Source organism: Streptomyces sp. UC4497, from assembly GCF_054871485.1.
Genome location: NZ_JBTYHB010000033.1, coordinates 1 through 23,465, shown reverse-complemented (window position 1 = coordinate 23,465; position 23,465 = coordinate 1). Strand labels below are relative to the sequence as shown.

At 68.9% G+C, this 23,465-nt stretch carries 24 protein-coding genes and 1 pseudogene; 15 read left to right on the top strand and 10 right to left on the bottom strand.

What is annotated here, in order from left to right; translation table 11 throughout:
* Nucleotides 1-20 precede the first annotated feature (20 nt).
* The 4 genes and pseudogenes from ACYSUO_RS32805 to ACYSUO_RS32790 all read left to right on the top strand — a co-directional run.
* Nucleotides 21-425 (top strand): annotated as a pseudogene (locus tag ACYSUO_RS32805) (FtsX-like permease family protein); the annotation flags it as partial.
* A gap of 171 nt (nt 426-596) precedes the next feature.
* Entirely contained in the window at nt 597-1,994 is a 1,398-nt protein-coding gene (locus tag ACYSUO_RS32800; protein ID WP_461779852.1) for an MFS transporter, read from the top strand.
* Entirely contained in the window at nt 1,991-3,214 is a 1,224-nt protein-coding gene (locus tag ACYSUO_RS32795; protein WP_461779851.1) for an FAD-dependent monooxygenase, read from the top strand. Before ACYSUO_RS32800 ends, ACYSUO_RS32795 begins: the two co-directional genes overlap by 4 nt.
* A 121-nt stretch (nt 3,215-3,335) precedes the next feature.
* Entirely contained in the window at nt 3,336-4,418 is a 1,083-nt protein-coding gene (locus tag ACYSUO_RS32790) for a hypothetical protein (protein ID WP_461779850.1), read from the top strand.
* 521 nt (nt 4,419-4,939) lie between these two features.
* Here ACYSUO_RS32790 and ACYSUO_RS32785 read toward each other — a convergent pair.
* Nucleotides 4,940-5,869 carry an alpha/beta fold hydrolase gene (locus tag ACYSUO_RS32785; protein ID WP_461779849.1) on the bottom strand — a complete coding sequence of 310 codons (930 nt, stop codon included), beginning with the start codon at nt 5,867-5,869 and terminating at the stop codon, nt 4,940-4,942.
* A 159-nt stretch (nt 5,870-6,028) separates the two neighbouring features.
* Nucleotides 6,029-6,754, bottom strand: coding sequence for an SDR family NAD(P)-dependent oxidoreductase (locus ACYSUO_RS32780; protein ID WP_461779848.1), 726 nt, complete (start codon nt 6,752-6,754; stop codon nt 6,029-6,031).
* Between the two features lie 140 nt (nt 6,755-6,894).
* Between ACYSUO_RS32780 and ACYSUO_RS32775 the strand changes: the two genes are divergently transcribed.
* From ACYSUO_RS32775 to ACYSUO_RS32765, 3 genes are all read left to right on the top strand, one after another.
* On the top strand, nt 6,895-7,848 hold the full coding sequence (locus ACYSUO_RS32775) for a helix-turn-helix domain-containing protein (RefSeq protein WP_461779847.1): 954 nt from the start codon (nt 6,895-6,897) through the stop codon (nt 7,846-7,848).
* A 297-nt stretch (nt 7,849-8,145) separates the two neighbouring features.
* Complete coding sequence (locus ACYSUO_RS32770; protein WP_461779846.1) at nt 8,146-8,586, top strand: MarR family winged helix-turn-helix transcriptional regulator; 441 nt, start codon at nt 8,146-8,148, stop codon at nt 8,584-8,586.
* 82 nt (nt 8,587-8,668) lie between these two features.
* Complete coding sequence (locus ACYSUO_RS32765; protein WP_461779845.1) at nt 8,669-9,559, top strand: NmrA family NAD(P)-binding protein; 891 nt, start codon at nt 8,669-8,671, stop codon at nt 9,557-9,559.
* Nucleotides 9,560-9,988: 429 nt separating this feature from the next.
* Here the strand turns inward: ACYSUO_RS32765 and ACYSUO_RS32760 are convergent, their stop codons facing one another.
* Nucleotides 9,989-10,843: an NAD(P)H-binding protein gene (locus ACYSUO_RS32760; protein ID WP_461779844.1), complete on the bottom strand. Its 855-nt coding sequence runs from the start codon at nt 10,841-10,843 to the stop codon at nt 9,989-9,991.
* Nucleotides 10,844-10,986: 143 nt separating this feature from the next.
* On the opposite strand from ACYSUO_RS32760, the gene ACYSUO_RS32755 reads away from it, so the two are divergent.
* Entirely contained in the window at nt 10,987-11,610 is a 624-nt protein-coding gene (locus tag ACYSUO_RS32755; RefSeq protein ID WP_461779913.1) for a TetR/AcrR family transcriptional regulator, read from the top strand.
* Between the two features lie 46 nt (nt 11,611-11,656).
* Here the strand turns inward: ACYSUO_RS32755 and ACYSUO_RS32750 are convergent, their stop codons facing one another.
* Nucleotides 11,657-12,601, bottom strand: a complete 945-nt coding sequence (locus tag ACYSUO_RS32750; RefSeq protein WP_461779843.1) for an AraC family transcriptional regulator — start codon at nt 12,599-12,601, stop codon at nt 11,657-11,659.
* A gap of 132 nt (nt 12,602-12,733) precedes the next feature.
* Between ACYSUO_RS32750 and ACYSUO_RS32745 the strand changes: the two genes are divergently transcribed.
* The gene (locus ACYSUO_RS32745; RefSeq protein ID WP_461779842.1) at nt 12,734-13,723 is read left to right on the top strand and encodes a zinc-dependent alcohol dehydrogenase family protein; all 990 of its coding nucleotides are present in this window, start codon (nt 12,734-12,736) and stop codon (nt 13,721-13,723) included.
* 99 nt (nt 13,724-13,822) lie between these two features.
* Here ACYSUO_RS32745 and ACYSUO_RS32740 read toward each other — a convergent pair whose 3' ends face one another.
* Together ACYSUO_RS32740 and ACYSUO_RS32735 are read right to left on the bottom strand one after the other, a co-directional pair.
* The gene (locus tag ACYSUO_RS32740; RefSeq protein ID WP_461779841.1) at nt 13,823-14,017 is read right to left on the bottom strand and encodes a hypothetical protein; all 195 of its coding nucleotides are present in this window, start codon (nt 14,015-14,017) and stop codon (nt 13,823-13,825) included.
* A 444-nt stretch (nt 14,018-14,461) separates the two neighbouring features.
* Nucleotides 14,462-15,097 carry a TetR/AcrR family transcriptional regulator gene (locus ACYSUO_RS32735; RefSeq protein ID WP_461779840.1) on the bottom strand — a complete coding sequence of 212 codons (636 nt, stop codon included), beginning with the start codon at nt 15,095-15,097 and terminating at the stop codon, nt 14,462-14,464.
* 68 nt (nt 15,098-15,165) lie between these two features.
* Between ACYSUO_RS32735 and ACYSUO_RS32730 the strand changes: the two genes are divergently transcribed.
* From ACYSUO_RS32730 to ACYSUO_RS32720, 3 genes are all read left to right on the top strand, one after another.
* Nucleotides 15,166-15,933 (top strand): SDR family oxidoreductase, encoded by a 768-nt coding sequence (locus ACYSUO_RS32730; RefSeq protein WP_461779839.1) that lies wholly within the window; start codon nt 15,166-15,168, stop codon nt 15,931-15,933.
* Nucleotides 15,934-16,030: 97 nt separating this feature from the next.
* Nucleotides 16,031-16,579: a transposase family protein gene (locus ACYSUO_RS32725; RefSeq protein WP_461779838.1), complete on the top strand. Its 549-nt coding sequence runs from the start codon at nt 16,031-16,033 to the stop codon at nt 16,577-16,579.
* A gap of 5 nt (nt 16,580-16,584) precedes the next feature.
* A complete protein-coding gene (locus tag ACYSUO_RS32720; protein WP_461779912.1) occupies nt 16,585-17,583 on the top strand; it encodes an ISL3 family transposase in 999 nt (332 codons plus the stop codon).
* A gap of 35 nt (nt 17,584-17,618) precedes the next feature.
* On the opposite strand, the gene ACYSUO_RS32715 is transcribed toward ACYSUO_RS32720, so the two are convergent.
* Nucleotides 17,619-18,605, bottom strand: coding sequence for an LLM class flavin-dependent oxidoreductase (locus tag ACYSUO_RS32715; protein WP_461779837.1), 987 nt, complete (start codon nt 18,603-18,605; stop codon nt 17,619-17,621).
* Between the two features lie 86 nt (nt 18,606-18,691).
* Here ACYSUO_RS32715 and ACYSUO_RS32710 point away from each other — a divergent pair, with 86 nt between their 5' ends.
* The gene (locus ACYSUO_RS32710) at nt 18,692-19,471 is read left to right on the top strand and encodes an MmyB family transcriptional regulator (RefSeq protein WP_461779836.1); all 780 of its coding nucleotides are present in this window, start codon (nt 18,692-18,694) and stop codon (nt 19,469-19,471) included.
* On the opposite strand, the gene ACYSUO_RS32705 is transcribed toward ACYSUO_RS32710, so the two are convergent.
* Nucleotides 19,450-19,872, bottom strand: a complete 423-nt coding sequence (locus ACYSUO_RS32705; protein WP_461779835.1) for a hypothetical protein — start codon at nt 19,870-19,872, stop codon at nt 19,450-19,452. The two genes, ACYSUO_RS32710 and ACYSUO_RS32705, sit on opposite strands and share 22 nt — an antisense overlap.
* A gap of 88 nt (nt 19,873-19,960) precedes the next feature.
* Entirely contained in the window at nt 19,961-20,575 is a 615-nt protein-coding gene (locus ACYSUO_RS32700) for a hypothetical protein (protein WP_461779834.1), read from the bottom strand.
* Between the two features lie 143 nt (nt 20,576-20,718).
* Between ACYSUO_RS32700 and ACYSUO_RS32695 the strand changes: the two genes are divergently transcribed.
* Together ACYSUO_RS32695 and ACYSUO_RS32690 are read left to right on the top strand one after the other, a co-directional pair.
* Nucleotides 20,719-21,171 (top strand): TY-Chap domain-containing protein, encoded by a 453-nt coding sequence (locus tag ACYSUO_RS32695; protein WP_461779833.1) that lies wholly within the window; start codon nt 20,719-20,721, stop codon nt 21,169-21,171.
* Between the two features lie 348 nt (nt 21,172-21,519).
* Complete coding sequence (locus tag ACYSUO_RS32690; RefSeq protein WP_461779832.1) at nt 21,520-23,052, top strand: DHA2 family efflux MFS transporter permease subunit; 1,533 nt, start codon at nt 21,520-21,522, stop codon at nt 23,050-23,052.
* 83 nt (nt 23,053-23,135) lie between these two features.
* On the opposite strand, the gene ACYSUO_RS32685 is transcribed toward ACYSUO_RS32690, so the two are convergent.
* A partial coding sequence (locus ACYSUO_RS32685; protein ID WP_461779831.1) for a DUF4333 domain-containing protein occupies nt 23,136-23,465 on the bottom strand: 330 nt, incomplete at its 5' end.

Genomic DNA, 23,465 nt, shown 5'->3' with positions numbered 1-23,465 from the left:
GGCCTGGTGCCGCAGGCACCACCTCCGGCTTCGACAGCATCCTCCTCGTACACGGCGGCTCGCCGTCGTCGCTCGGCGCCCTGGGCGAGGTGACCGACGCCTCCGGCTACGCCGCCGAGCAGAGCCTCGACGCCAAGACGAGCGCCTGGACGAACAACATCATGGCCGCGGTCCTCGGCGGCTTCGCCGCCATAGCCGCCGCCAACACCCTCGTGATGACCGTCCTCGACCGCCGCCGCGAACTGGGCACCCTGCGCCTGGTCGATTCCACCCGCCGCCAGGTCATGCGGATGCTCCGCTGGGAGGGCCTGCTGGTCTTGGCCCCCGGCGTGCTCCTCGGCAGCGCGATCGCCGCGGCCGCGGGCGGGCTGACACACCTCGCGATCACACTGCCGGCGCTGAGAGCACTGCGCCGCTGGCCGTAGCGCCCTACAGCGATGGCGGCGGCACTGGCCGTACGGCCTCCCCGGGGAGGGGCCGCCACCGCCACCCTTGCCCGTCCCGCGCCGGCCCCCGGCGAGCACACCTGCCCTGGGCGGCAGCGCCACACGACGAAGCCGCCTGCGACGCCCCGTCATGTATGGAGAGGACGCCCCATGACCACAACCCTCGACCCGCCGGTCCGGATCGGGAAGGCCGCTGTCGGCGCGGTGGGCCTGCTGGCACTGGCCACCGGCGCGCTGGAGTCGGTGGTGACCCCGACGCTCCCACTGCTGCAACGCGAACTCGACATGACTGCGGCCCAGGGCGCGCTGCTGAGCATCGTGCTCCTCATCACCGGCGCGCTCGTCACGCCGGTGGCCGGGAAGTTCGGCGACCGTCTTGGTGGCAAGCGCGTGCTGACGCGGTTGATGGCGGTGGTGTCGACTGGTGGCCTGGTGTCCGCGCTGGCGCCGAACCTGCCGGTGCTGCTACTCGGACAGGTGCTGCAGGGGGCGATGGTGGGCGCCCTGCCGCTGTCCTTCATCGTGGTGCGCAAGCATCTGCCCGAAGGGGACGCAAAGGTGGCCATCGGGGTGGTCAGCGGCTTGTTCGTCGGGGGCGGCATGGCGGGGACGCTGGCGGCAGGGCCCGTGGCGGAGACGCTGTCCCGGCACTGGATGTTCGCGCTGCCGACCTGCGCCGTCATCGGGGCCACCCTCCTGGTGCGCAGGCTGCTGCCGCACGATCCGCCGGCCCGGTCCGAGCATGTCCGCATGGACTGGGCCGGCCTGGGCCTCCTGTGCGGCGCGCTGACCACGCTCATGCTCGTGCTCGCGCTGGCACCGGACATGGTTTCGCAGCCGCTGGTGCTCGGCGCCCTCGTCGTGGTGCTGGCCGCGTTCGTGACCGGATGGACAGCGGTGGAACGACGCGCGGCCTCCCCCATGATCGATCTGCGCATGCTGGCACGGCCTGCGATATGGAAGGCCTGCGTGCTGACGTTCGTGATCTGCGTCGGGACGTCGATGGCGGTCTATCTCGTCCCGCAGCTGTTCGCGGTGTCCACCGACGCGTACGGCTTCGGGGCCAGTGCCACCGAGATTGGCTTCTTCCTGCTTCCCGGCGCCGTGGCCGCGTCACTGGCAGGGCCGCTCGGCGGGCTCGCAACGCGCCGGCTCGGCTCGCGCCGCGTGGTCGCCGCAGGAGTCGTGATGATGGCCGCTTCCCTGACCGCCGTGGCGGCCATGCACACCGAGCCCTGGCACCTCGTCGTCGCCAAGGCACTGATCGCGCTGGCCAACGGCTTGTGCGTGACGGCGATGATGACCAGCACCGCCACCTCCGTCGACCCGGCCGACACCGGCATCGCCAGCAGCCTGGTCCTGGTGACGCGCGTTGTCGGCTACGCCGTAGGAGCGCAACTCGGAGGTGCGCTCCTGACCGCCGCCACGCCTGCCGGATCGGATGTCCCGGCCGAATCGGCCTTCGTCACCGGCTTCGTGATTGCCGGCGTCGTCACCGCGTCGGCCCTGTTCGTCACCCGCACGATGCGAAAGGGAGTCACGACATGACACGTACAGAGCCCATGAATACCCGCGCCGCGTCAAGGCACTCGGTCCTGATCTCTGGTGCCAGTATCGCGGGGCCCGCCCTCGCGTTCTGGCTCAACCGTGCCGGATTCGCGGTCACCGTCGTCGAGAAGGCGGCCGCGCCGCGGCGCGGCGGCTACCCCATCGATGTACGCGGCACCGCACTCGACGTCGTCGAGAGGATGGGTATCCTGCCGCGGCTGCGGGAGGCGCACATCGACCTGCACCGGATGACGTTCCTCGACGCGGAGGGTGGTGAGGTGGCCTCGCTCCACCCGCACACCGTCTCCGGCGGCGCCGCGGGACATGACCTCGAAGTGCGGCGCGGAGACCTCACCGACGCCTTGTACACAGCCGTGCGCGACGATGTGGTGTTCTTGTTCAACGACTCCATCAACACCCTTGACGAGACCGGCCACGGGGTCGACGTCACCTTCCGCAGCGGCGACAGCCGCACGTTTGACATGGTGATCGGTGCGGACGGAGCGCACTCCCACACCCGCCGACTGGTGTTCGGTGCAGAAGCGCCGTTCCACCACTACCTCGGTTACTGCTTCGGCATCTTCACCCTGCCCAACACCTTCGGGCTCTCGCACGAAACCGTCATGTGGAACACCCCGGGCAGGGCCGCTGCCCTCTACGCGGTAGGCGCGACCGAAGAAGTGCACGCGTTCTTGAACTTCGCCCATCCGCAACCGTCGTTCGACACGTTCGCGGAACCAGAGGCCCAACGGGAGCTGCTCGCCGAGGTGTTCGCCGACGCCGGATGGGAGGTCCCGGGGCTGCTCGCCGCCCTGCGGGACGCCGACGACCTGTTCTTCGACGCGGTCAGCCAGATCCGCATGCCGCACTGGTACCGCGGCAGGGTCGCCCTGGTCGGCGACGCCGCGTACGCGCCCTCGTTCCTCACCGGCCAGGGCACCAGCCTCGCGCTCGTCGGCGCCTATATGCTCGCCCACTCCCTGACCGCCCGCTTCGGAGACCATGCCGAGGCCTTCGCCGCATACGAACGTGACACCCGCGAGTTCGTGACCTTGAACCAGGCACTGGTCCGCAAGGGTGGTGCCACGCTCTTCCCGACCACGGCGCGAGCTCTGGAACAGCGCAACGCCAGGCTGTGCACGCTCGCCGCGATGCCGGCCGCGGAGGCACGACCGGCCCATTCCGCCCTCGCCCTGCCCGAACTCCGAAACATGCAGTGAGCCCTTTCAGAGTGGCCACTTATCGAGTGATGGCTGGGCCGAAGCACGCTGGTTGTCATGCAGGCGGGCTTGCTGTTGCTGTGGCCAGGAGTTGTCAGTGGCTGGTGACAGGATCGCCGGCATGGTTTTCGTACGTACTACTCCGCCGCGGCCGGTGGACGTGACCGCGGTCTTTCCCGAGTTGGCGCCGTTGGCGCGGCCTGCGATTCGGCTGCACCCTCTTCCCGGGTCGCCTTCGGTCGGGGAGAGCTCGGTCGGGGGGCCGTTGCTGTGGCCGGCTGAGGAGCCGTGGCCGCACTGTGAAGCCTCGCACCTGCACGTGGACAGTGGGTTCCGCCAGTCGCCGGCCGACGTGCGGCTCAAGAGACGCATGCAGGCCCGGTGGCACCGTGATCACAGTGGCCGTGGAACAACGCCCGAGGAGGCGGCGGCCAAGGAGCAGAACGCCGCGATGCTCGCGGAGCGGTTCGCTGTCGGCCCTCCGCCCGCAGACTGCCCGGTCCCCATGCTGCCCGTGACCCAGCTGTATCTGCGCGACATACCGCTGTTGCGGCCGCCCGGACAGGCCGATCTGCTCCAGGTTCTGTGGTGCCCCTACGACCACGATCCGCATCACAAGCCGTCAACCGCACTGTTCTGGCGGTCCGCCGCCGCGGTCGTCGACGTCCTCGCCACACCGCCCGAACCGTACGAGGTGAACGCGGACGGCTATCTGCCGGAGCCGTGCGTGCTCGCACCTGAAGCGATCACCGAGTACCCCAACAGCCTCGATCTGAGCCCGCAGATGCTGCGGATGGTGGAGGACTGGAACAGATGGCAGGCAGCTGGCACCGACGTGGACAGCTCCTACGCGGACTGCCCGCGGGACTTCTATGACCTCCATCTGGCAGACGCACCTGGATGGAAGGTCGGAGGTTGGCCTCCGTGGGGCCGCACCGATCCCAACCCCCGGTACTGCACTGTCTGTGATGTGCGGATGGTCCCGCTGCTGACGATCGCCTCATTCGAGTGGGACGGCGGTGAGGGACACAGCTGGGCGCCTTGCGAAGAACAGGCCGCGGCCTACGCCGCCAACACCGTCGGGCGTTGCTGTGGCCAGAGCCCCTCGCAGCCGACGAAGGTCGAAGTCGGCAGCACCGACAACATGCAGATCTACGTTTGCCCGACTTCCCCCGAGCATCCGCACACCGACCTGATCCAATGAGCTACCGGGCCTGTCAGACACCTCCGCCGCCGGTGGCAGAAGCGCCGCCGCGTCAGGGTGTGTGACAAGCCGTTCGCCTCACCGCGGCGGGACCCGCAGCCCACGAAGCTCCTGTGCCGTTGGAGGGGTGTGCGAAGTCCCAACCCGTCGGCGCAGGAGCCTCGTTGGTTCGGTGATGTACACGGCAGAAGCCGGCAGTCCCAGCGCCGCTGCACTGAAGAGCCTTTGAGCGCCGCCGCGGTAGCTGCCGGTGGGGGGGCGTCGACCTGGAACACGCCGGGAACGCGGGAGAGTTCGGCGGCGTACGAGGCGACGCGCCCTCCGGCAATGTGCGCTTGTCCGGCAGGCCGAAGCACAGACTCAGCACCGGCGAAGGTCGCCCTGGCGCACCACGTCACCGCAGTCCGGCTGACATGACGGCTCCTGGAAACGGCGGAGTTCACTTGCGCGCTGATGACGAAACCCGCCTCCTCTTGGATGCGGGCCTGAGGTCCGACCGCGCCTGCCCGCGCGACACCCGGTCACCGGGCCAGCGTGGCCGCCCACCGGGTGAAGATCTCGGAGTACCGCGCCGGGTCGGACTGGTGCATCGTGTGCGACGTGTCCGGCACCGACTCGTAGTCGACCTTCACCCCCGCCGACTTCATCAAACGCATCGCCTGCGCGGCCTGCTCGTCGGAGAGCGCCCCGAGCAGGTTCCCAGTGTCCGGCTCGGTGCCGTGCACGTGGTGCGTGAGGAGCACCGGCGTTTTGACCTGGCGCAGCATGCGCTCGTGCGGGCAGTTCAGCCCGACGGTCCCCTCGTAGAAGGCCCGGGCCCATTCCGGGTCGTACTCCTTGAGGTGCTGCGGGATCACGTCCGCCACGAAGGACCGCGCCATCGGCGACGACGAGACGCCGGCCGCGCGGCAGAACCCCTCCCAGTCGCCCACGCTCCACTGGTCGCCGAGATACGTGCGGAAGAGCTCGAACACCGGCCCCACCGCCTGCCGGATCGAGTGACCGTGCGCCGGGACGAGTTCGGACGCGAAGAGCGGCGGGTCCTCGCACAGGACGCCCCGGAGCTGACCGGGCATGGAGTACGCCGACAGCCACGCCGCGAGGACGCCGCCGGAGGAATTGCCCGCGACGACGACGGGCCGCTTCACCACCAGAGCGATGAACCGGACCAGGTCGTTGCCGAAGTTGTCGAGGCTGTAGCGCTTCGGGGTCCAACTGGTGCGCCCCTGGCCCCGCAGGTCGACGGCGTAGACGTGGAAGTGCTCCGCGAGGAGGCCCATCGCCTCCTCGTACGACCACCAGGATCCCGTCTGCTCGGGGATCAGCAGCACGGCGGGCCTGTCCGGGGCACCGGCCTCGGCATAGTTCATGGTGATCTCGCCGAGATCGATCTGCCGTTCGGGATAGAGGTGCGGGACGTGGACGTCGCGCAGCGCGGGGTTGGTCACCATCGTGCTCTCCTCGGTCTGTACTGCCCGTCGTTACGGGCGGACGGCGCTTCCCGCGGCCCGGCGCCCGTCATCAGGCAGGCAGACCACGGCGCCGGCGTCGTGGACGGCCGGGACGACACACCGCCCTCCGCCTCGCTCGGCCGTGCAGCTGCCGACGGCTCAGGGCTCGACGAACTTGTCCGCCAAACCCTGTTCCAGGTAGTCATCCGGCAGATCCTGGATGACCAACTCGGCTTCGGTGCGCCCGGTGTGCAGCCGCCAGTAGGCGTCGGCGATCGTCTGCGGCTGGGAGTCGTGGCCCCCTTGGCCGATGAAGGCGGCGATCGCCACGTGCGCGGCGTAGACGCCGGTGCCGGAGAGCGCCGCGTGCAGGTTGAGGATCCAGTTGCGCATCCCGCCGGTGGCGATCTGGACGTTCGCCACATGCGGGGCGATCACCGGCCCCGACCCCGCCCCGCTGCTGACCAGGATCGTCCCCGTGCCGCGCTCCAACATGCCGGGCAGGACGTGTTGCACCGCCGCCACGCCCCCGAGCAGATAGAGGTCCAGCTGGGCCAGAACCGAGTCGACGGTGACCTTCGTGGCCTCGACCAGCGGCGCCCGGCGCAGGTCGGCCAGGGACGGCGCGGGCGAGTACTCGAGTATGTCGATCGGTCCCAGCCGCTCCTCGGCGGCGGTGAGCGCCGCGTGCAGAGCGGGACGGTCTGTCACGTCGGCGGGGAACACCTCGGCCCGTACGCCCGTGTCGGACAGGTCGTCGGCCACCGCCTGCAGCGTCGTACGGCTGCGGGCGATCAGCGCTACGTCGACCCCCTCGGCGGCGAACCGCCGGCCGATCGCGTGCCCCAGTTGAGGGCCTGCGCCCACGATCGCGAGCGTGCTCAATTCGCCACCTCGTTAACCTTGTTCGACATTCCGGGCTGCGGATGTCGGCTCTTCGATGCATGCCGGAACAACGGTAGGAAGCGTGTGGTCTCGGCGCCTTGGACCGGCGCGTCAGTCCGAACAGGAGATTCGCGACAACGATGAGCGGCACTTTCTCGGCAGACGTGAGCGGCGCGAACGCCTTCAGCGACTTCGCACACGAGTGGCGGAGCCGGATGGGCCAGCCCTTCGCGCTGGCGCCCTTCCGCCGGACGACCGTCTCCGGCTTCTCGGCGCGGTCTTGCGGGTTCAGGGTGCGGGACATGATGTTCAACCGCTTCGAGACCGCGGCCGCCCTGCGGACGGCGGGCCGACGGGTCGGGGCCGACGATCACGTACGCCTGTGGATCGTCCACCGGGGGACCTGGAGGTTCGAGGAACCGGGAGGAGCCGAGCACACGGCACCGGCCGGCCGCCTGCTGGTACAGACGGGAAGGCTGTCCCACTTCTCCGCGGCGCCACACACCGCAGTGCAGGTACTCGTCCTGCCCGCCGCAGAGGTGCGGACCGGACGGGGCGGGCAGGCCTCCGGTCCGGCCTCCGGTCCGGCCGACACCGCCGAGGTGCGGTTGCTTACGGCGCACGCCGCCATGGTGGGCCGGATGCTGGACCGTCTCGGGCCGGCCGGGGTCGATGCCGCCCGCAGCACCCTGGCCGAGTTGGCCCGGGCCGCCGCCGGGGGCGGCCTGGACGACGTGGAGCCCCTGTTGTCGCCGGCCCTGGCCCAAGCCGCGCGGGACCTGGCCGACCGCCGGCTCACCGACCCCGCTCTGTCCCCCTCGGCTCTCGCCCGGGAGTTGAATGTCTCCCCGCGTACCCTCCAACGGGCCTTCGCCAGGGAAGGCCGACCGCTGAGCAGCTACATCCGGCGCCGTCGCCTCGAGGAGGCATGCCGCGCGCTCGTCGCATCGCACCGGCGCATGACCGTCACGGAGATAGCCGCCCGCTGGCAGTTCGCCGACAGCGGCCACTTCGCCCGCGCCTTCCGCAAGTACTACGGCCTGACCCCGACCGACTACGCCGCGACCGCTGCTCGTGAAACGGATGCCACATAGCTGGGCGGGGCCGGTGTCGCCACCCGCCCACGGCAGGGACGCCCGGGTCAGCCGAGGCACACCACCAGCAGACAGAACCGTGGCGACGACGGTTCCGCCGGGGGAGGGGGGCTGGCGGGAGTCGGGCGTCAGCCGGGCGACGATGAACCGGGCAGCCGCAGTGCTCATCGATTGGGACAACCACGTCAGCCACAGCGCGGCAAGCAAGCGCTGAGGTGTGCATCTCCTGGTGAGTGGCGTGGTCTGCCGGCCGCGACGAGTAGGCTGATCGTTCGTCATCGAACCGGGGAGGTCGGCGTGGACTATGGCGACAAGCTCTTCTGGCTCTCGGTTGTGATTCAACGCAAGTACGCGCAGATTGCCGCCGATTTCGACCTGACCCCCTCGCAGGCCACGCTGCTCTGCGCAGTCAGGAACGAGCCGCGGCGGATGGCTGACCTCGCCGCGTCGTTGGGTATGAACAAGAACGCATTGAGCCAGCTGGTCGATCGCACCGCGCGGCGCGAGTTGGTCGGCCGGGCAAGTTCGGCGCAGGACCGACGGGTCGTCATGCTCAGCGCGACGCCCACGGGGAAGGTGCTCGCCGAGGCCCTTTACGCCGAGGTCGCCAAGCGCCTGCCCGAGATCGCGAAAAACCTCGACGCCGACGACCAGCGTGACTTCGAGCGCGTGGCCACCGCCATCGTGGACACCTCGGACCTCTCTTCGTCCACCTCGAACCCACCCGTCACACCGTAAGCTCCCGCTCCCCCCGACCTTGACGAAGTTCATGGCGTGAACTAATTTCGTTCACGCCATGAACCAATGAAGGGTGGCAGCGATGCGTACACAGATGACCGGCACGATCGCAGTCTTCGGCGCGACGGGGCAGCAGGGCGGGGCGGTGGTCGACGCGCTGCTGGACCACAAGGCGCGGGTGCGGGCTCTGGTCCGCAACCCGCAGTCCGACCGGGCTCAGGCACTGGCCGCCCGCGGCGTCGAGCTGGCGGCTGTCCGGGCCGACGACCCGGCGTCACTGGCCGCCGCGCTGGCGACGGTCGAGGGGTTCTACTTCATGACCCCGGAGGCGAACAGCCTCGAAGAGGTCGAGGCGGAGATCCGCATCGGTACCGCGCTCGTCGACGCGGCGGTCGAGGCCGGTGTCCCGCACGTCGTCTTCAACTCGGTCTTCGGGGCGGACCGGGAGTCGGGTGTGCCGCACCACGACTCGAAGCACTCGATCGAGGAGCACCTGAGGAAGTCCGGCCTCAGGGCGACGATGGTTCGCGCGACCGCCTTCATGGAGAACTTCGCGAGCGTGATGGCACCGAGCCTGGAGTACGGGGAAATCGTGCTGAGGCTGCCGCTGCCGGAGGACGTCGCCCTGAAGATGATCTCGGTCAGGGACATCGGCCGGGTCGCCGCCGCGCTCCTGCTCGACATCGCGGAAGCGCCCGGCGGAGCCGTCGAGCTCGTCGGCGACGAGCTGACGGGCCCCCAGATCGCCGCGGCGTTCGGCGCGCGCGCCGGGCTCCCGGCACGGTACGAGGCCCTCCCGTTGAGCGTGCTTCCCAACGACCTCGACAAGGAGATGTTCCGCGAGTTCGCGAAGCCGGCGGAACATCCTGCGGACCGCGCGGCGGTGCGTTCGATCGAGCCGGCCACCCTGGACCTGGCCGAGTGGATCCGAGTCACCGGCTGGACCGCGCCCACAAACGTGGCTGGTTCCTGAGCCTCCGGCCGCGATGAACGCCCCGCGATGGTGCCCACGGTCTCGGTGCTCTGGGCACGGCAACGCATCGAGGGCGCCGGTCGACGGCGAGATAGAGATCCACGTCCAGGAGGCCCCGGGTCGCCAACCAAAAGACCTCACCGACTACGCCCGCGAGGTCGCCGCGCCGGCGTCTGGACCCGTAGAGCGGATGGCCGGAACAGCCTTGACCGTGCCGGTCATCCGCCGCAGCTCGGTCACGCGATCAGCGGGGCAGATGTACGTCGACGGTGACGTGACCCAGTAGCCGGTTAGCGCGGCAAGCCGCACACACTGCCCCGAAGCGTCTGGTCGAGGTGGCACGTGCAGAACAGCCTGGACTGGATGGCTTCTACGGGCCGCCCACGGCGTACCAGGCACCAGCCAAGGGCAACGATCGAATGCCCCCTTTCAGGCGGTGATGTCGGCTGCGAGTCGGTCGGCGATGCTGCGGGGTTCGCGGTCAAGGAGTTCGGCCAACAGAGGGCCCGGCTGGGCGAAGTAGCCGGCGCGGCCGGCCTGGTACCAGGTGAGCATGAACCGGGCCGCCTGCTCCGGGACACCGGTCGTGATCTGGTTGGCAACCCACTGCTCGTCGTCCAGGACGATGTGGTTGATCGTGCGGCCCGTGAGGCCAGAGGCGATCTTGGCGACATCGTCGAAGGTGACGGCGGTGGGCGCGGTGAGAGTGACGGGGCCGTCGAAGGAGCGGTGACCGGCGAGGATGACCGCGGCAGCCTCGGCCACGTCGTCGCGGTCGGTGTACGGGACGGGGCCGTCTGCCGGCCGGGCGATCTCGCCGGTCCGTTGCCACGGGCCGAGGACCTGGTCGAGCGGGCCATAGGCGCCGTTGCGCAGTGCGGTCCAGGCGACGCCGCAGTCGCCGAGGACGGCCTCGGTGGCGATGTGGATATCCGATGCCGGGTACGGGTTGCCGGGGACGGCGCCCTGCTGGCTGGTGTAGAGGATCCGCCGGGCGCCGGCCGCGACGGCGGCTTCGATGGCGTTGCGGTGCAGGCCGACCATGTCGGCGGTCGGGTCGTTGCCGGACACCACGAGCACCTGCTCGGCACCGGCGAAGGAGTCGCGCAGCGCGGCCGGATCCTCGTAGGAGCCCTGCCGTACGCGCACACCGCGGTTGGCGAGGCGCTGCGCCTTGGCCGCATCGCGGACGCTGACGCCGATCTGGTCGGCGGGCAGGCGCTTGAGGAGGTGCTCGACGGTGGCGCCGCCCAGCCCACCGGTCGCGCCAGTGACAACGATCATGTGCGTGCTCTCTTCCTGCGGGCCCGTGCGGTGTCCGTCGTGACGGGCTCCGCGCCGTAAGTTGACCAAGGCGGTCAATTTCTTCGCTGCCGGCGACCGTAGGTAAACTGACCGGGTGAGTCAAGTTGTGGCGACGAGAGATGGTGAGGGCCTTGGCCGGTGCGGCGAACTCTGAACCCCGGCTGCGCGCCGACGCCAGGCGCAACTCCGAGCAGATCCGCGCCGCCGCGATCGGCGCTTTCCAGGGGCGAGGCCTGACGGTGCCGCTGGAGGAGGTCGCCAAAGCGGCAGGGGTCAGCAAGGCCACGATCTTCAACCGGTTCGGCGGGCGGGTCGGCCTGATCGAGGCCGTCATCGAAGAGGTCGTCGCGACGGAGCTGTTCGCCGTCATCGACCGCACTCGGACCATCGCCGACGTCGGCGAGCGGATCGCGTACTACCTCACCGCGATCCGCGACCTCCAGTACCGCCAGCCCGCCGTCAACGACGTTTTGCTGCAGACGTATCCGCACTCACAGCAGCTCATGGAGATCTGCCGGGTCGGAAGCGAGGTCAACGACGAGCTCATCGCAGCCGCGCGGACCTGCGGTGCGCTGAGGCCGGAGTGTACGGCGGGCGACCTCTACGCGCTTGTCGTCGACACCGCCCTCGCCCTCAAGTACGGGGAGCGACCTGCCCGGGACGAGTACGACCGGCGCACCACTTACCTCCTGGACGGAATCCGCGGGCCCCATGCCGGTGCCGGCGGGCGGGTGGATGGGTCCTGACTCCGATTCCAGGCCGGGTGGTGCGGCAGTGGGGCAGTGGACCGGCTCAGGCAGGCATGTCTGCACGGGGCAGGGTCTTCGGTTCCCTCTGCGTTCGCCAGGTCCCCGGGGAGACGCCTTCTCTTTTGGCGAAGGCGCGGCTCAGTGAGGTTCCGGTGTCGTAGCCGACCCGGACGGCGATTTCCTGAATGCTCAGGGGAGTGTCGCGGAGCAGGAGCTTCACTCGGTACATGCGCCACGCCGCGAGGTGGCCCAGGGGAGTGTCTCCCGTCTTCTCCTTGAACAGGGCGGCGAACGCCGAACGGGACATTCCTGCCGCGTGGGCAAGTTCCTCGACCGTCCAGGGGTGGGACAGGTCCGCGTGCAACTGTCGTAGGGCGGACGCCAGGCGTGGTTCGCGCAGCGCGGCGATCCAGCCGACGGTGCCGCTCCTGACATCCGTGCAACAGGTGCGCAGTGCCTGGACGAAGAGCACGTCGGACAGACGACTCATGATGAAGCCACTGCCGAGGCCGTCCGCCGAGTTCTCTCGGGCAATCAGGTCGAAGGTGGTGCGCAGGAGCCGACTGGAGGAGTCGTCCAGGTTCAGCCTGAACAGTGGCGGCAGCAGCGCGAAGAGGGGCTCGGCCGCCACCGCGTCGAAGGCGAACCGCGTGGACACGATGCGGGTCAGCTCACCGTCGCCACCGGCTCTCGCCGAGTGGTCCGATTCCTGGAAGGTGAGGCCGTCGCAGTCGGTGACCTCGCGGCCCGGAGCGTCCTGGAGCGTGAACCCCACGCCGGCGCGAACCAGAAGGCAGTCGTTCTTCTCCAGCCACTGTGGTTGGTCCAGTGTGTCTGCTTCCAGTTGGCACGAGCCGCTGGCGACCAGCACCAACCGGGCGAGGTGTCGCGGAGGAAACGAGATGCCCCACGGGGCGTGGGCATCCACGCGCACGTACCGGGCGTCCTCGACTTTCATCGTGGCGAGCAGGTCGTCGATCGGGTCCATCCGCCCTCCACTCTCCACTCTCCGCTGTCCTGGACGATCTGCACCAAACAGCGGACCCCAAGATACAACGCGTCCAGCCATGCCTTTCTAGTCTGTTGAGCATCACCGAACGAAAGGGTGGAGAGGTAACAGATGCGCTCGTTTCACATAAAAGCGGGTGGAGGCCTCGTCGCCTCGACCGAGCGCCCGACGCCGCGTCCGTCGGCGGGCCAGGTGCTCGTACGAGTGATGGCCACTTCCGTGAACGCCCGTGACCGCGTCATCGTCGCGGGCAAGTACGCCGTCCCCGTGCCGGCGGGGCGCATTCCGCTCTCCGACGGTGCGGGCGTCGTGGAGGCCGTGGGGGAGGGGGCTACGCGGTTCCGGGTCGGGGACAGTGTCATGGGTACGTTCCATCCGGACTGGGTGCAGGGCCGGTTCCCGGGGTGGGGCGAGCTGCGTGGCACGCAACGCGACGGATGGCTGGCTCAGTACGTTGCCGTTGACGAGCAGAGTCTGGTGGCCGTGCCGGACCGGCTGTCCTTTGAGGAGGCGGCCACGCTGCCGTGCGCCGCGCTCACGGCGTGGTCGGCCGTGCGCGGTGTGGGTCCGGGGGACACGCTGCTGGTCCAGGGGTCGGGAAGCGTGTCACTCTTCGCGCTGCAATTCGGCCGCTTGTACGGCGCACGAGTGCTGGCCACGACGTCCAGCGCCGACAAGGCCCGCCGCCTCAGCGCCCTCGGCGCGTCCGACGTCGTCGACTACACCAGCACACGGGAGTGGGGCGCCCGGGTGCACGCGCTGTCGGACGGTGGCGTCGACCGCATCGTCGAGATCGGCGGCGGCGCCGAAAGCGTTGCCCAGTCCGTGGAGGCCGTCGCCTACGGAGGGCAGATCGCTCTGGTCGGCGACCTCGCGTCGGGCGGCGGCATGGAACTGACACGCTTCTTTCAGCGCTCGGCGACTCTCAGGTCCGTCAGTGTCGGCAGTCGCAGCGACTTCGAGCAGATGAACAGGGACATCGCCCGATACCGCCTGACCCCGGTCATCGACCGCGTCTTCGCGTTCGACGAGGCTCCGGAGGCGTTCGCCTGCGTCGAAAAGCGGGGCCACTTCGGGAAGGTCGTGATCAGCCACGCCTGAAGTGGTGGCGGCGGCCTCGCAGTGACATCCCGCGGAGGTGTGTGCGTCCGGAGCCGACACTCGCCCGGCGAGCACCAACGAAGTACGGGCCTTCCAGAGTCACGTCTGACCCTGTGCGCGTCGGCGCAGCTCCGCCTTTTGCGTCGGGGTGAGCCGTTCGCCGGCCAGTACTCGCGACAGGTGCAGCAGTCGGCGCCGCAGGACGGTGCGGCCGGGCTGCTTCGCGAGCTGCTGGTAGGTCGCGGTCCACTCCTGCTGGGTCCGTACGAGGTCATCGGTGATGGTGTGCCGCATACAGCCACTAGAGCATGTGTTCGATTTCTGAGGCAAGGCGACACCCCCTCTGGACAGCGAGGGCGGATGTGGCTGGGCGCCCCGGTTGGTTGTGACCGCGCCTCCGTGAAGGATCGACTCGATGAGGTACAGCCCGGCGATGCATCTGCCCTAGCAGCCATGGAAGCGCTGCCGCAACGATCTCCGGCGAGCGGATCCGGTTTCGGGTTCCGACGGCGGTGGATCAGGGCCCGGCCGGTCGCACGGAGGCAGTCGGTCAGCACTTCGGGCCGGTACTGCAGCTTCTTCAGCTTCCTGACCGCCACCCGGGCCCTGTGATCCGGAATGTATTGAAAGGGACGCTCTCTGTGGCCAGCTCGCTCTCGCCGAGACGTCATGGGACGCGACTGTGAGACCGACCTGGCCGGAGTCGGTCGCTTCTGACGGGTGCTCGGAAGGTCTCTCTCACGCGTCCGGGCCGGTGTCGACGGCGCCATCGCCGAAGGCGGCAGTAAGCGCCTTGGCGATCAGGTTGGGAAGTTCGGTCTGTCCGTCGTCCTCGGCCCAGCGCACCAGTGCCGTGTGCATTGCGGCCAGGCAGGCGCCGACCGCCGCTTCGGCGTGGAACGCCGTGTCGGGATCGGTGGTATCGGCCCCGAGGGCGTCGACGATTACCTGTTGAAGGGCGTAGTGGTTGTCCAGGTGTTTGGCCCGCAGGGCCGGCGTCGAGATCATGAGCCGGAGGCGGGCGAGCAGGAACTGCTCGTTCGCTGTCAGGTCGTCTCCGTGGCCGCCCCTGGTCAACGTCACGGCCGCGTCGATGAGCGCGCTGCCGATGCGGCGGACCAGGGGCTGCGTGGCGGACGACGCGGCGATCTGCTCAGCGACGAGCCGGCCATGCTGGTCGACGAGCACGAGGTCTTCCTTTGTGGGGAAGTGCCGGTACACGGTCATGGGCGACACGCCTGCGGCTTCGGCGACGTCGGTCACGGTCGTGGCGTCGTATCCGCGCTCGGTGAACAGCCGTACCGCGCGTGCCTGAATCGTGCGCTGCGTCTCGGCTCGCCGTTGGGCTCGCAGCGTTGAGTGCTGGTCGGGCATGTGATAGACCCTACCGGAGTGGTAGTGACTATCAAATCGGTAGTCACTCACATGGCGGGGTGGTGGCGATGAGCGATCTGACCGGCAGGACAGCTCTGGTGACCGGAGCATCGCGCGGCATCGGCAGGGCGATCGCGGTCCGGCTGGCGGCGAAGGGGGCAGTGGTCATCGTGCATTTCGGCACGGACGAGGACGGTGCGACGGCGACGGTCGACGAGATCGAGCGTGCTGGTGGAACCGCGCTCGCCGTCCGGGCGGAACTGGGTGTGGACGACGACGTCGAGACGCTCTTCGCGGGAGTCGAGGCCGGCCTGGCCGGGCGGCCACTCGACATCCTCGTCAACAACGCGGCGGCTGCGCCCGCCGGCCCGCTCGGAGCCACGACCCGGAAGGAGTTCGACCACCTCTTCGCGGTGAACGTGCGAGCGCCCTACTTCATCATCCAGCGAGCATTGTCATCGCTCCGCGACGGTGGCCGCATCATCACGATCTCATCCGTGGCGACCCGGATGGCCAACCCCACCCAGACGTCCTTCGCCATGACGAAGGGCGCGGTCGAGACGATGAGCATGACCTTGGCCAACGAGCTCGGGGGCCGAGGGATCACAGTGAACGCGGTTGCTCCCGGCGCCACTCTGACGGCGACCAACGGATCGTTCTTCGAAGCGCCTGGCCTGGCCGAACTCATCGCCGGAACGACGGCGCTCGATCGGCTGGGCGGGCCCGACGACGTCGCCGACGTAGTCGCGTTCCTCGCCTCCGACGCGGCGCGCTGGATCACCGGGCAGGTCATCGACGCAAGTGGTGGACTGTTCCTCGGACCGCGCGCCGGGTAGCAAGAGACGGCCCGGCCCATCCAACTGTGACGACCACAGAGAGCCTGGTCCGGCAGCGCCGGACTGCAGGACCGTTCCACCAGGGAATCCCTTCCTCATGCGAGTGGAGACACTTGAGGATGTCCTCTGGCCCGGCGTGTACCTCATGGCGCGGCAACTCAAGACCGTCGACGGCCACTTGGTGGTCGAGGCGGCGGGATGCGGGCCGCCGGGCAGGTGTCCACAGTGCGCGCATCCCGCCACGCGGGTCCACAGCCGATATTGGCGTCAGATATCCGAGGTACCCGTCAGCGGGCGGTGGCTGATCGTCCGCCTGCACGTGCGTCGGTTCTTCTGCGATCAGAGCCAGTGCCAATGCCGGACGTTCGTGGAACAGGTGGCGGGCCTGACCGAACCACGCCGCCGTTCTTCACCGGCGGCGCGGCCGGTGATGAAGGCGGTCGCGACGGAACTCGGCGGGCGCCCGGGCCAGCGTCTTTGCGCGAAGCTGCGGCTTCACGGCCGGCGGACGGCACTGTTGGGGCAGCTGGTAGCTCCCCCTGTGCCGGCCAGGGCACCGCGGATACTGGGCATCGACGAGTTCGCGTTCCGTAAGGGGCGGACCTACGGCACTGTCCTCGTCGACGTCGAAAATTCCAGGCCGTAGACGTCCTGCCCAACCGCGAGACCAGTTCGGTTGCCGCCTGGCTCCACGAGCACCCCGGCGCCGAGATCGTATGCCGTGACCGCCTGTTGGCCTTCACCAAGGCGATCAAGCAGGCGGCCCCTGATGCCCTGGAAGTCGCCGATCGCTGGCACCTCCTCCAAAACCTTTCGACGGCCGTGGAGAAAACGTGCCGCCGACACCGTGCATGCCTGCGCCGACCTGCCACCACAGATGCCGGACCGCTGCCGACTGCCCCAGCGACCCCCTTCTTGGACCGTGTGCGTCAACGCCACAGGGACGTCAACGAACTGGCCGCCACGGGGCTGTCCCTCAGCGCCATCGGCCGCCGCCTGCGACTGGACCGCAAGACGGTACGGCGCTACCTGCACAGCGACCTTGAGGACCTCCTCGCCTCGGCACGGGACCGGGGCGCAGGTCTCCTCGACCCGTTCACCGACTACGTGCAGCACCGTTTCCAGGCGGGCTGCACGAATTCGATGCAGCTCTATCGCGAGTTGGTCGGTCTCGGCTATGTCGGCGGCTATCACGTCGTGAACCGCTACGTGATCACTATCAGGAAGGGCACTGCGGTCCCCGCCCAGGCAGCGACGCCCAGCCCACGCATCATCACCTCATGGTTCATGTGCCCTCAGGAGACACTCCGGCCCTCGGAGACCGCGCAGCTGGAAGCCGTACGGAACGCCTGTCCGGCGATCACCGCTGTCTGCGACCTCGCATGGGAGTTCACAGCCATGGTCCACCACCGTCAGGGCCACCTACTCCGGGACTGGATCCAGAAAGCCGAGGTGAGCGGTCCTGAGGCCATCGGTGTCTTCGCCGACTCCGTCCGTCAGGACCTCCCGGCCGTCACCGCTGGTCTCACCCTGTCCTACAGTTCCGGCGCCGTTGAGGGGCACGTCAACAGAATCAAGACGATCAAACGGCAGATGTACGGCCGAGCCTCCTTCACCCTGCTCAGAGCCCGCATCCTCCTGCAGCCGTAGCTATCACGGAAGCGCGGTCAGAACCAACTGAGGCGCTAACTCACAGGCGGAATCGTCTCCTTGGTGGAGGCGTGATGCGCTGACGCTTGGACGGCGGGGATCAGGGCTGCGATCTGTTCGAGCTGGTCGCGCTGGGAGCGCAGGTCCAGGGCACCGAGGCGGGCGACGATGTGCCGAGCACCGGCGGCGACGTACCGTCCGAGGTGCTCTAGCACCTGGTCCGCGGAGCCGGTGACCACTGCCTGGATCTTTTCCAGCTCCTCCAGTGGCATGCCGTATGTGGCCCGCGCGTAGTCGTCCATTGCCCGACGGCCGCGCTCGATGTCGTCGTCGATCCGTACCGAGACGAACAGTGCGGGGGTGATGTCCTCGGTCTCGCGTCCTGCTTCGGTCGCCGCTTTGTGGACGGTGCGGAGGCCGGACGCATAGTCGGCGGGGTCAGGCGGGTAGGGCAGCCATCCGTCGTACAGGCGGCCAGTGCGGGCCAGCGCTGCGGGGGCCGCGCCGCCGAGCCAGATGGGCGGGCCGCCGGCGCGGGGCGGCCTGGTCGTGGGCGGGATGTCGTCGAACCTGAGGATCTCGCCGTGGAAGGCGTCGGCGCCGTCCCACAGGGCCCGCCACAGCAGAACAGTCTCGTCCAGGCGGGCGAAGCGCCTTTCCCACGGCAGCTCGGACAGTGCGTAGAGGGGCCGTCCGAAGCGGCCGGGGAAGCCGGCGCCGACGGTCACGGTGAGCCGGCCACCGGACAGCAGATCGATCGACGCAAGCGCCTGCGCCGCCTGGATCGGCCGACGGAGGAACGGCATCAGTGCGGCTGTTCCCAGCACCACGGTCTCGGTCACCGGGGCGAGTGCGGCCAGCATCGTGAGCGCCTCGATGCGCGGGCTGATGAGCGAATCGTTGGCGAAGAGCGAGGAGAACCCGGCGCGTTCGGCGCAGCGGCCGAAGGCAACAAGCTCGCGAGGGTCGTCGGCAGGGCCCCACTGGGCGGTTCCGGTCGGAAGCAGTACACCGATGTCCATGTCGGCCATGTTCACGACCGGTACGACTGGCGACAATTCCCTGCAGGGAATGGCCCAGGACCCTCCGCCACCGCTACAACAGGCCCGTGGACTTCCCTCGTACGCTTCGTGAACGTCGTACCCGCCGTCATGTCAGCCAGCTCGATCTGGCGCTGCGAGCGGGCACCACCCAGCGCTACCTCAGTTTCATCGAATCCGGCAGGTCCGTCCCGGGCCGGAACATGGTCGTGCGCCTGGCCGAGTCGCTGGAGCTGCCCCTGCGGGAGCGCAATGAGCTGCTGCTGGCCGCCGGGTACGCGCCCGCCTACCCGGAGAGCTCGCTGGACGATCCGGTGCTGGCCCCCGTGCGCGCGGCGATCGACCACATCCTCCGCGGACATCTGCCGTATCCGGCGCTGGTTGTGGACCGAGGTGGTGACCTGGTCGCCGCGAACACCGCATTCGACCTGATCACCGAGGGCGCGGCTGACGATCTGGTGGGTCCGGGCACGAATGTGTACCGCCTGGCGCTGCATCCCGACGGGCTGGCTCCCCGCATCCTCAACCTCGCCGAGTGGGCGCGCCACATCCTGGTGCGCCTTGGCCATCTGGAGGAGTTGCGCACTGAGCTCGCCGGGTACGTTCCCGAGCTGGAGCCGTCCGCCGGGCAACTCGGTTTCGCGGTGCCACTCCGTCTGCGGTCCTCGTACGGTGAGCTCCGCCTGATGACGACTGTGACGACCTTTGCGACCGCCGTCGACGTGACGCTTGCCGAGCTGAAGCTGGAGGCGTTCCTGCCGGCGGACCCGGCGACTGCCGAGGCTCTCTCAACAGCCGCCGGGGCAACGGCTTGTGCCGCCGCCGCTCAGGATCCCGGGAACATGTAGTCCATCTTGATGCGGCCGTTGTCGTCGAGTACGAGGAGGTCCGAACCACCACCCACCACGTCGCCGGTTGCGGTGGACACCGCATCCCAGCCGATCCTGACCACGCCATTGAGGCGTGTCGCACCGGGGCGCGCCCGGAACGCGAACCCCTGTTTCTCGACGAACCGCTCGTAGCTTCGCGCCACTCGGGTCTCGACGGCGTCGTATCCCTGTGCCTCCAGAGTCGGGTGGTCGAAGCCGAGTTCCGCGGCGGCCTCCCGTATCTCCGCAGGCGGGTGAAGGACATGGGTGCCGTCCTCGGCCCAGAGCCGTTCGATGGCAGCGCGGCGCTCTGCGGCATCGGGCACATTCCATTGAGCCGTGTAGCGGTCGGCCAGCTGCTGCGGGTCGATCTCGATCATCTTCGTCTCCTTGCCCGGGCAGGTCCATTCGGACCCGATACTGCGGGGCGCGGTGGAGACCGACAATTCCCTTTAGGGAATGGGACTTTCAGACGTGAGTGGCGTGATGACGACGTCGGGACCGTCTTGGACAGCGCCGTTCACTGGGCTGATCCCATCGGTCTTCGGCAAGCCGGTGAGGGCGTCCTGGCGAACGAATCGTGGTCGGCGAAGATCTCAAAGAGAACCTCGAGATCGGTGGCGGTGCGCCTCCCCGCCGGTACTCACGGGACCACAGCGCGACGGACAACCAGGTCTTCCGGTCTACCGCGTCGAGGTCCTCCCACATGCCCTTGCGGTCGAGATTCCCTGTTCGGAGCAGGTCCCAGATTTCTGCGGCTCCAGGGAGCAGTTCATCGCACCACAGGCGTACTTCGACATCGAACAGGCCGTCACCGTGCACGGACGACCTCGCAGCCGTCGTGGTCATTCCGCTGACGAAGTAGGAACCCATTTCGATGCCTTCAGCATCGAGGAATGCCAGATGGGCCCCACCGGCCGTCGCTCTCCGGGTCCCCAGATGGTCGAGGCTGGCCAGGAACACTCCTTGCGGTGAGCACCCCAGCGGTTCAACCTGCCGAAGACCGTCTTCTTGAGATTCGAACAGCCCGTTGGAGTCCTGTACGAACCCCCAGAAATCGTCACCGCCCTCGTCACTGGTCAAGGCGTACTTACGTCCCTTGCCGGCCCCACCCGCCGGTTCGTTCCATGACACCTCCTGCGCGGGTGGTCCGCGTTCACCAACATGCCGCTGGGGGAAACGCCCCAGCGGGGTGTCTCACCGAACGGTGCCGGTACCTTGGCCCGATGGACGAGGCGTGGAGCGAGTTTCGTGAACGGCTGCGGGCGGAAGTGGCCGGTATGCGCGACAGGGACACCCTGGTGGTCTCCGAGCCCGACCCGGAGCCGGTGCCGGTGCCCGACGACCCGGGCCGGCGCTGGTGGCAGCGGCGCCCCAAGCCCCGGCAGGAGACCGGGCGTTACGTGCAGTTCATGAGGTGGCACGACGGGTTCGGCGCCGAATGCGTTTCATTGGCGTACCGGAAGATGACCGAGGCGCAGAAGCAGCAGCTGCTGTCGCTCGGCTGGTCCGACCCGGACACCCACCCGCCGCGCAGCGGGCGCTCGGAGAATCACGAGATGTGGTTCGGCCTCGACGAGGTCGACCGACTCGCCCAGATCTCCACCGACTCGCTCCGCGTACTGGGCGAGGAGCCGCCCGACGCGCAGTGGACCTGGCGGAAGGACTCTCCGGTGTGACGTGAGCGGCTGGAGGCGGAGGCGCGGGCTATGGTGCCCGCGGCGCACACGGCTGTCCGACTCCTGTCGCGGTGGTCCGCTGCGATGGCGCGGTCCACTGCGATGGCGCGGTCCACTGCGATGGCGTGATCCGTCGTGATGGCATGAACCGTTGTGATGGCCGTCATGCCGGGAATGCCGTGCACCGGCGAGGCGTTGGGGGTTGAGTGCGTGCTGTGCGCGCGCCGTTCTCCTGTTCTGCGGTGAGCGCCCTGAGCGGCCCGGCCTGTCCGTGTGTGCCAAGTCCCTGGCCCGCGGCGTACGGCCTGGCCCATGACTACGACCGACTCTTGCGAGGTACCGCCCCACATGAGCCAGCCAACCAACGTCGAGAGCGCGAACGCGCCCGGTGGCAGCGGCAGTTCGGCCGCCCCGCCCGCGGGCGGGACACCAGCGCGCGCGGGCGTCCTCATCGCGGTCCTTGTCGCGTCCGCGTTCGTGATGATCCTCAACGAGACGATTCTGAGCGTCGCCCTGCGCGACCTCACCGTCGACCTGGGTGTCTCCACGACGACCGTGCAGTGGCTGACCAGCGGCTTCCTGCTGACGATGGCCGTGGTCATCCCGATCACAGGATTTCTTCTCGAGCGCTTCTCCGTGCGCCAGGTCTTCCTGGCCTCGCTGACGGCGTTCAGCACCGGCACCCTGATCAGCGCCCTCGCGCCCGGCTTCGGCATGCTGCTCACCGGTCGCGTGGTGCAGGCGTTCGGCACCGCTGTCATGATCCCGTTGCTGATGACGACGGTGATGCGCCTGGTCCCCGCGGAGCGGCGCGGGGCGATGATGGGCACCATCACGATCGTCATCGCGGTGGCCCCGGCCATCGGCCCGACGGTGGGCGGCGCGGTGCTGTCCTCGCTGGGCTGGCGCTGGATGTTCTGGATCGTGCTGCCGCTGGCACTGGCGGCATTGGTGATCGGTGCGATATGGCTGCGCCTGGACAGTGAGACGCGGAAGGTTCCGCTGGACGTGCTGTCGGTGGTGCTCTCCGCCATCGGCTTCGGCGGCGTCCTCTACGGCCTCGCCTCCATCGGCGAGTCCGGCGGCGGGGAGCACACCGTCGCGCCATGGATGCCGATCGTCGCCGGTCTGCTGTCCCTCACCTTGTTCGTCGTACGTCAACTGCGCCTGCAGCGCCAGGATCGCGCCCTGCTGGACCTGCGCCCGCTGGCGAACCCCACTTTCTCCGTTGCCCTGTTGCTGTCCGCGCTGCTGTTCATGTGCATGCTGGGCGCGGCCGCGATCCTCCTGCCGCTCTACCTTCAGACGGTCATGGGGACGACCACCTTCGTCAGCGGCCTCGCCGTGCTCCCCGGCGGCCTGCTCCTCGGCGTCCTCGGCCGCCCGGTGGGCCGGCTCTACGACCGCGTCGGCGCCCGTCCGCTGGTGATTCCGGGGGCGGCCGCGTTGGCGGCCTCGCTGTGGCTGTTCTCGCTGCTCGGCCCGGACTCTTCGCTGGTGGCGGTCATCGGCATGCACCTGCTGCTGATGGGTGGGCTCGGTCTGATGATGACCCCGTTGATGACGGCGTCCCTGAACGTGCTGTCGGACCACCTGCACTCCCACGGCAGTGCGATCCTCGCGACGGTGCAGCAGGTCGCGGGTGCCTTCGGTACGGCGGTCTTCGTCACCGTGGCGTCCCGTGCGTCCGACGGTGCGTCCGGCGCACCCGACGCGAGTGGCCTGAGCGCGGCGTTCGTCCTCGCGGGTGTCATCGGCCTGGTGGCGTTCGCGGCATCGCTGTTCTTCGGCCGGGGTGCGGGCTCCGTACAGAGTTCCCCGACTGTTGCGGGGGACGGAACGGCGGATGCCTCTGAACGCCAACCGGAGTCGGCGGCGTAGCCGAAGGGGGGGCGCCGTCCGCGCCCAACTCCCGCTCCACGGCGCACCCGCGGCTCAGCATGGCGCAGGCATGGTGGCCGAGGTCAGCCGACCGCGGCGTCGTCGACCTTGAAGTCCATGTTGACCTTGTCGCCGTCGACCGACTTCGCGGTGACCGTCATGCCCAGCGTCTCGCCGCTGTCGGTGAGCTCGCAGCGGACGGTCGCGCCCACCTCGGCCTTGAGGTCGTCCTCGCAGGTGATGTCGTCGGGCTCCCGGCCGATCTGCTTGCCCAGGGCCGTTGAGGCCTGCTTCGCGACCTCGTCCTTGTTCACGTTCTTCGATCCCACGCTCGCCGAGCAACTCGCAGCGAACGCCACCGCCAACAGCGCCCCAGTTGCTCTGATGGCGATCTGTTGCTTGGCCGACTGCTG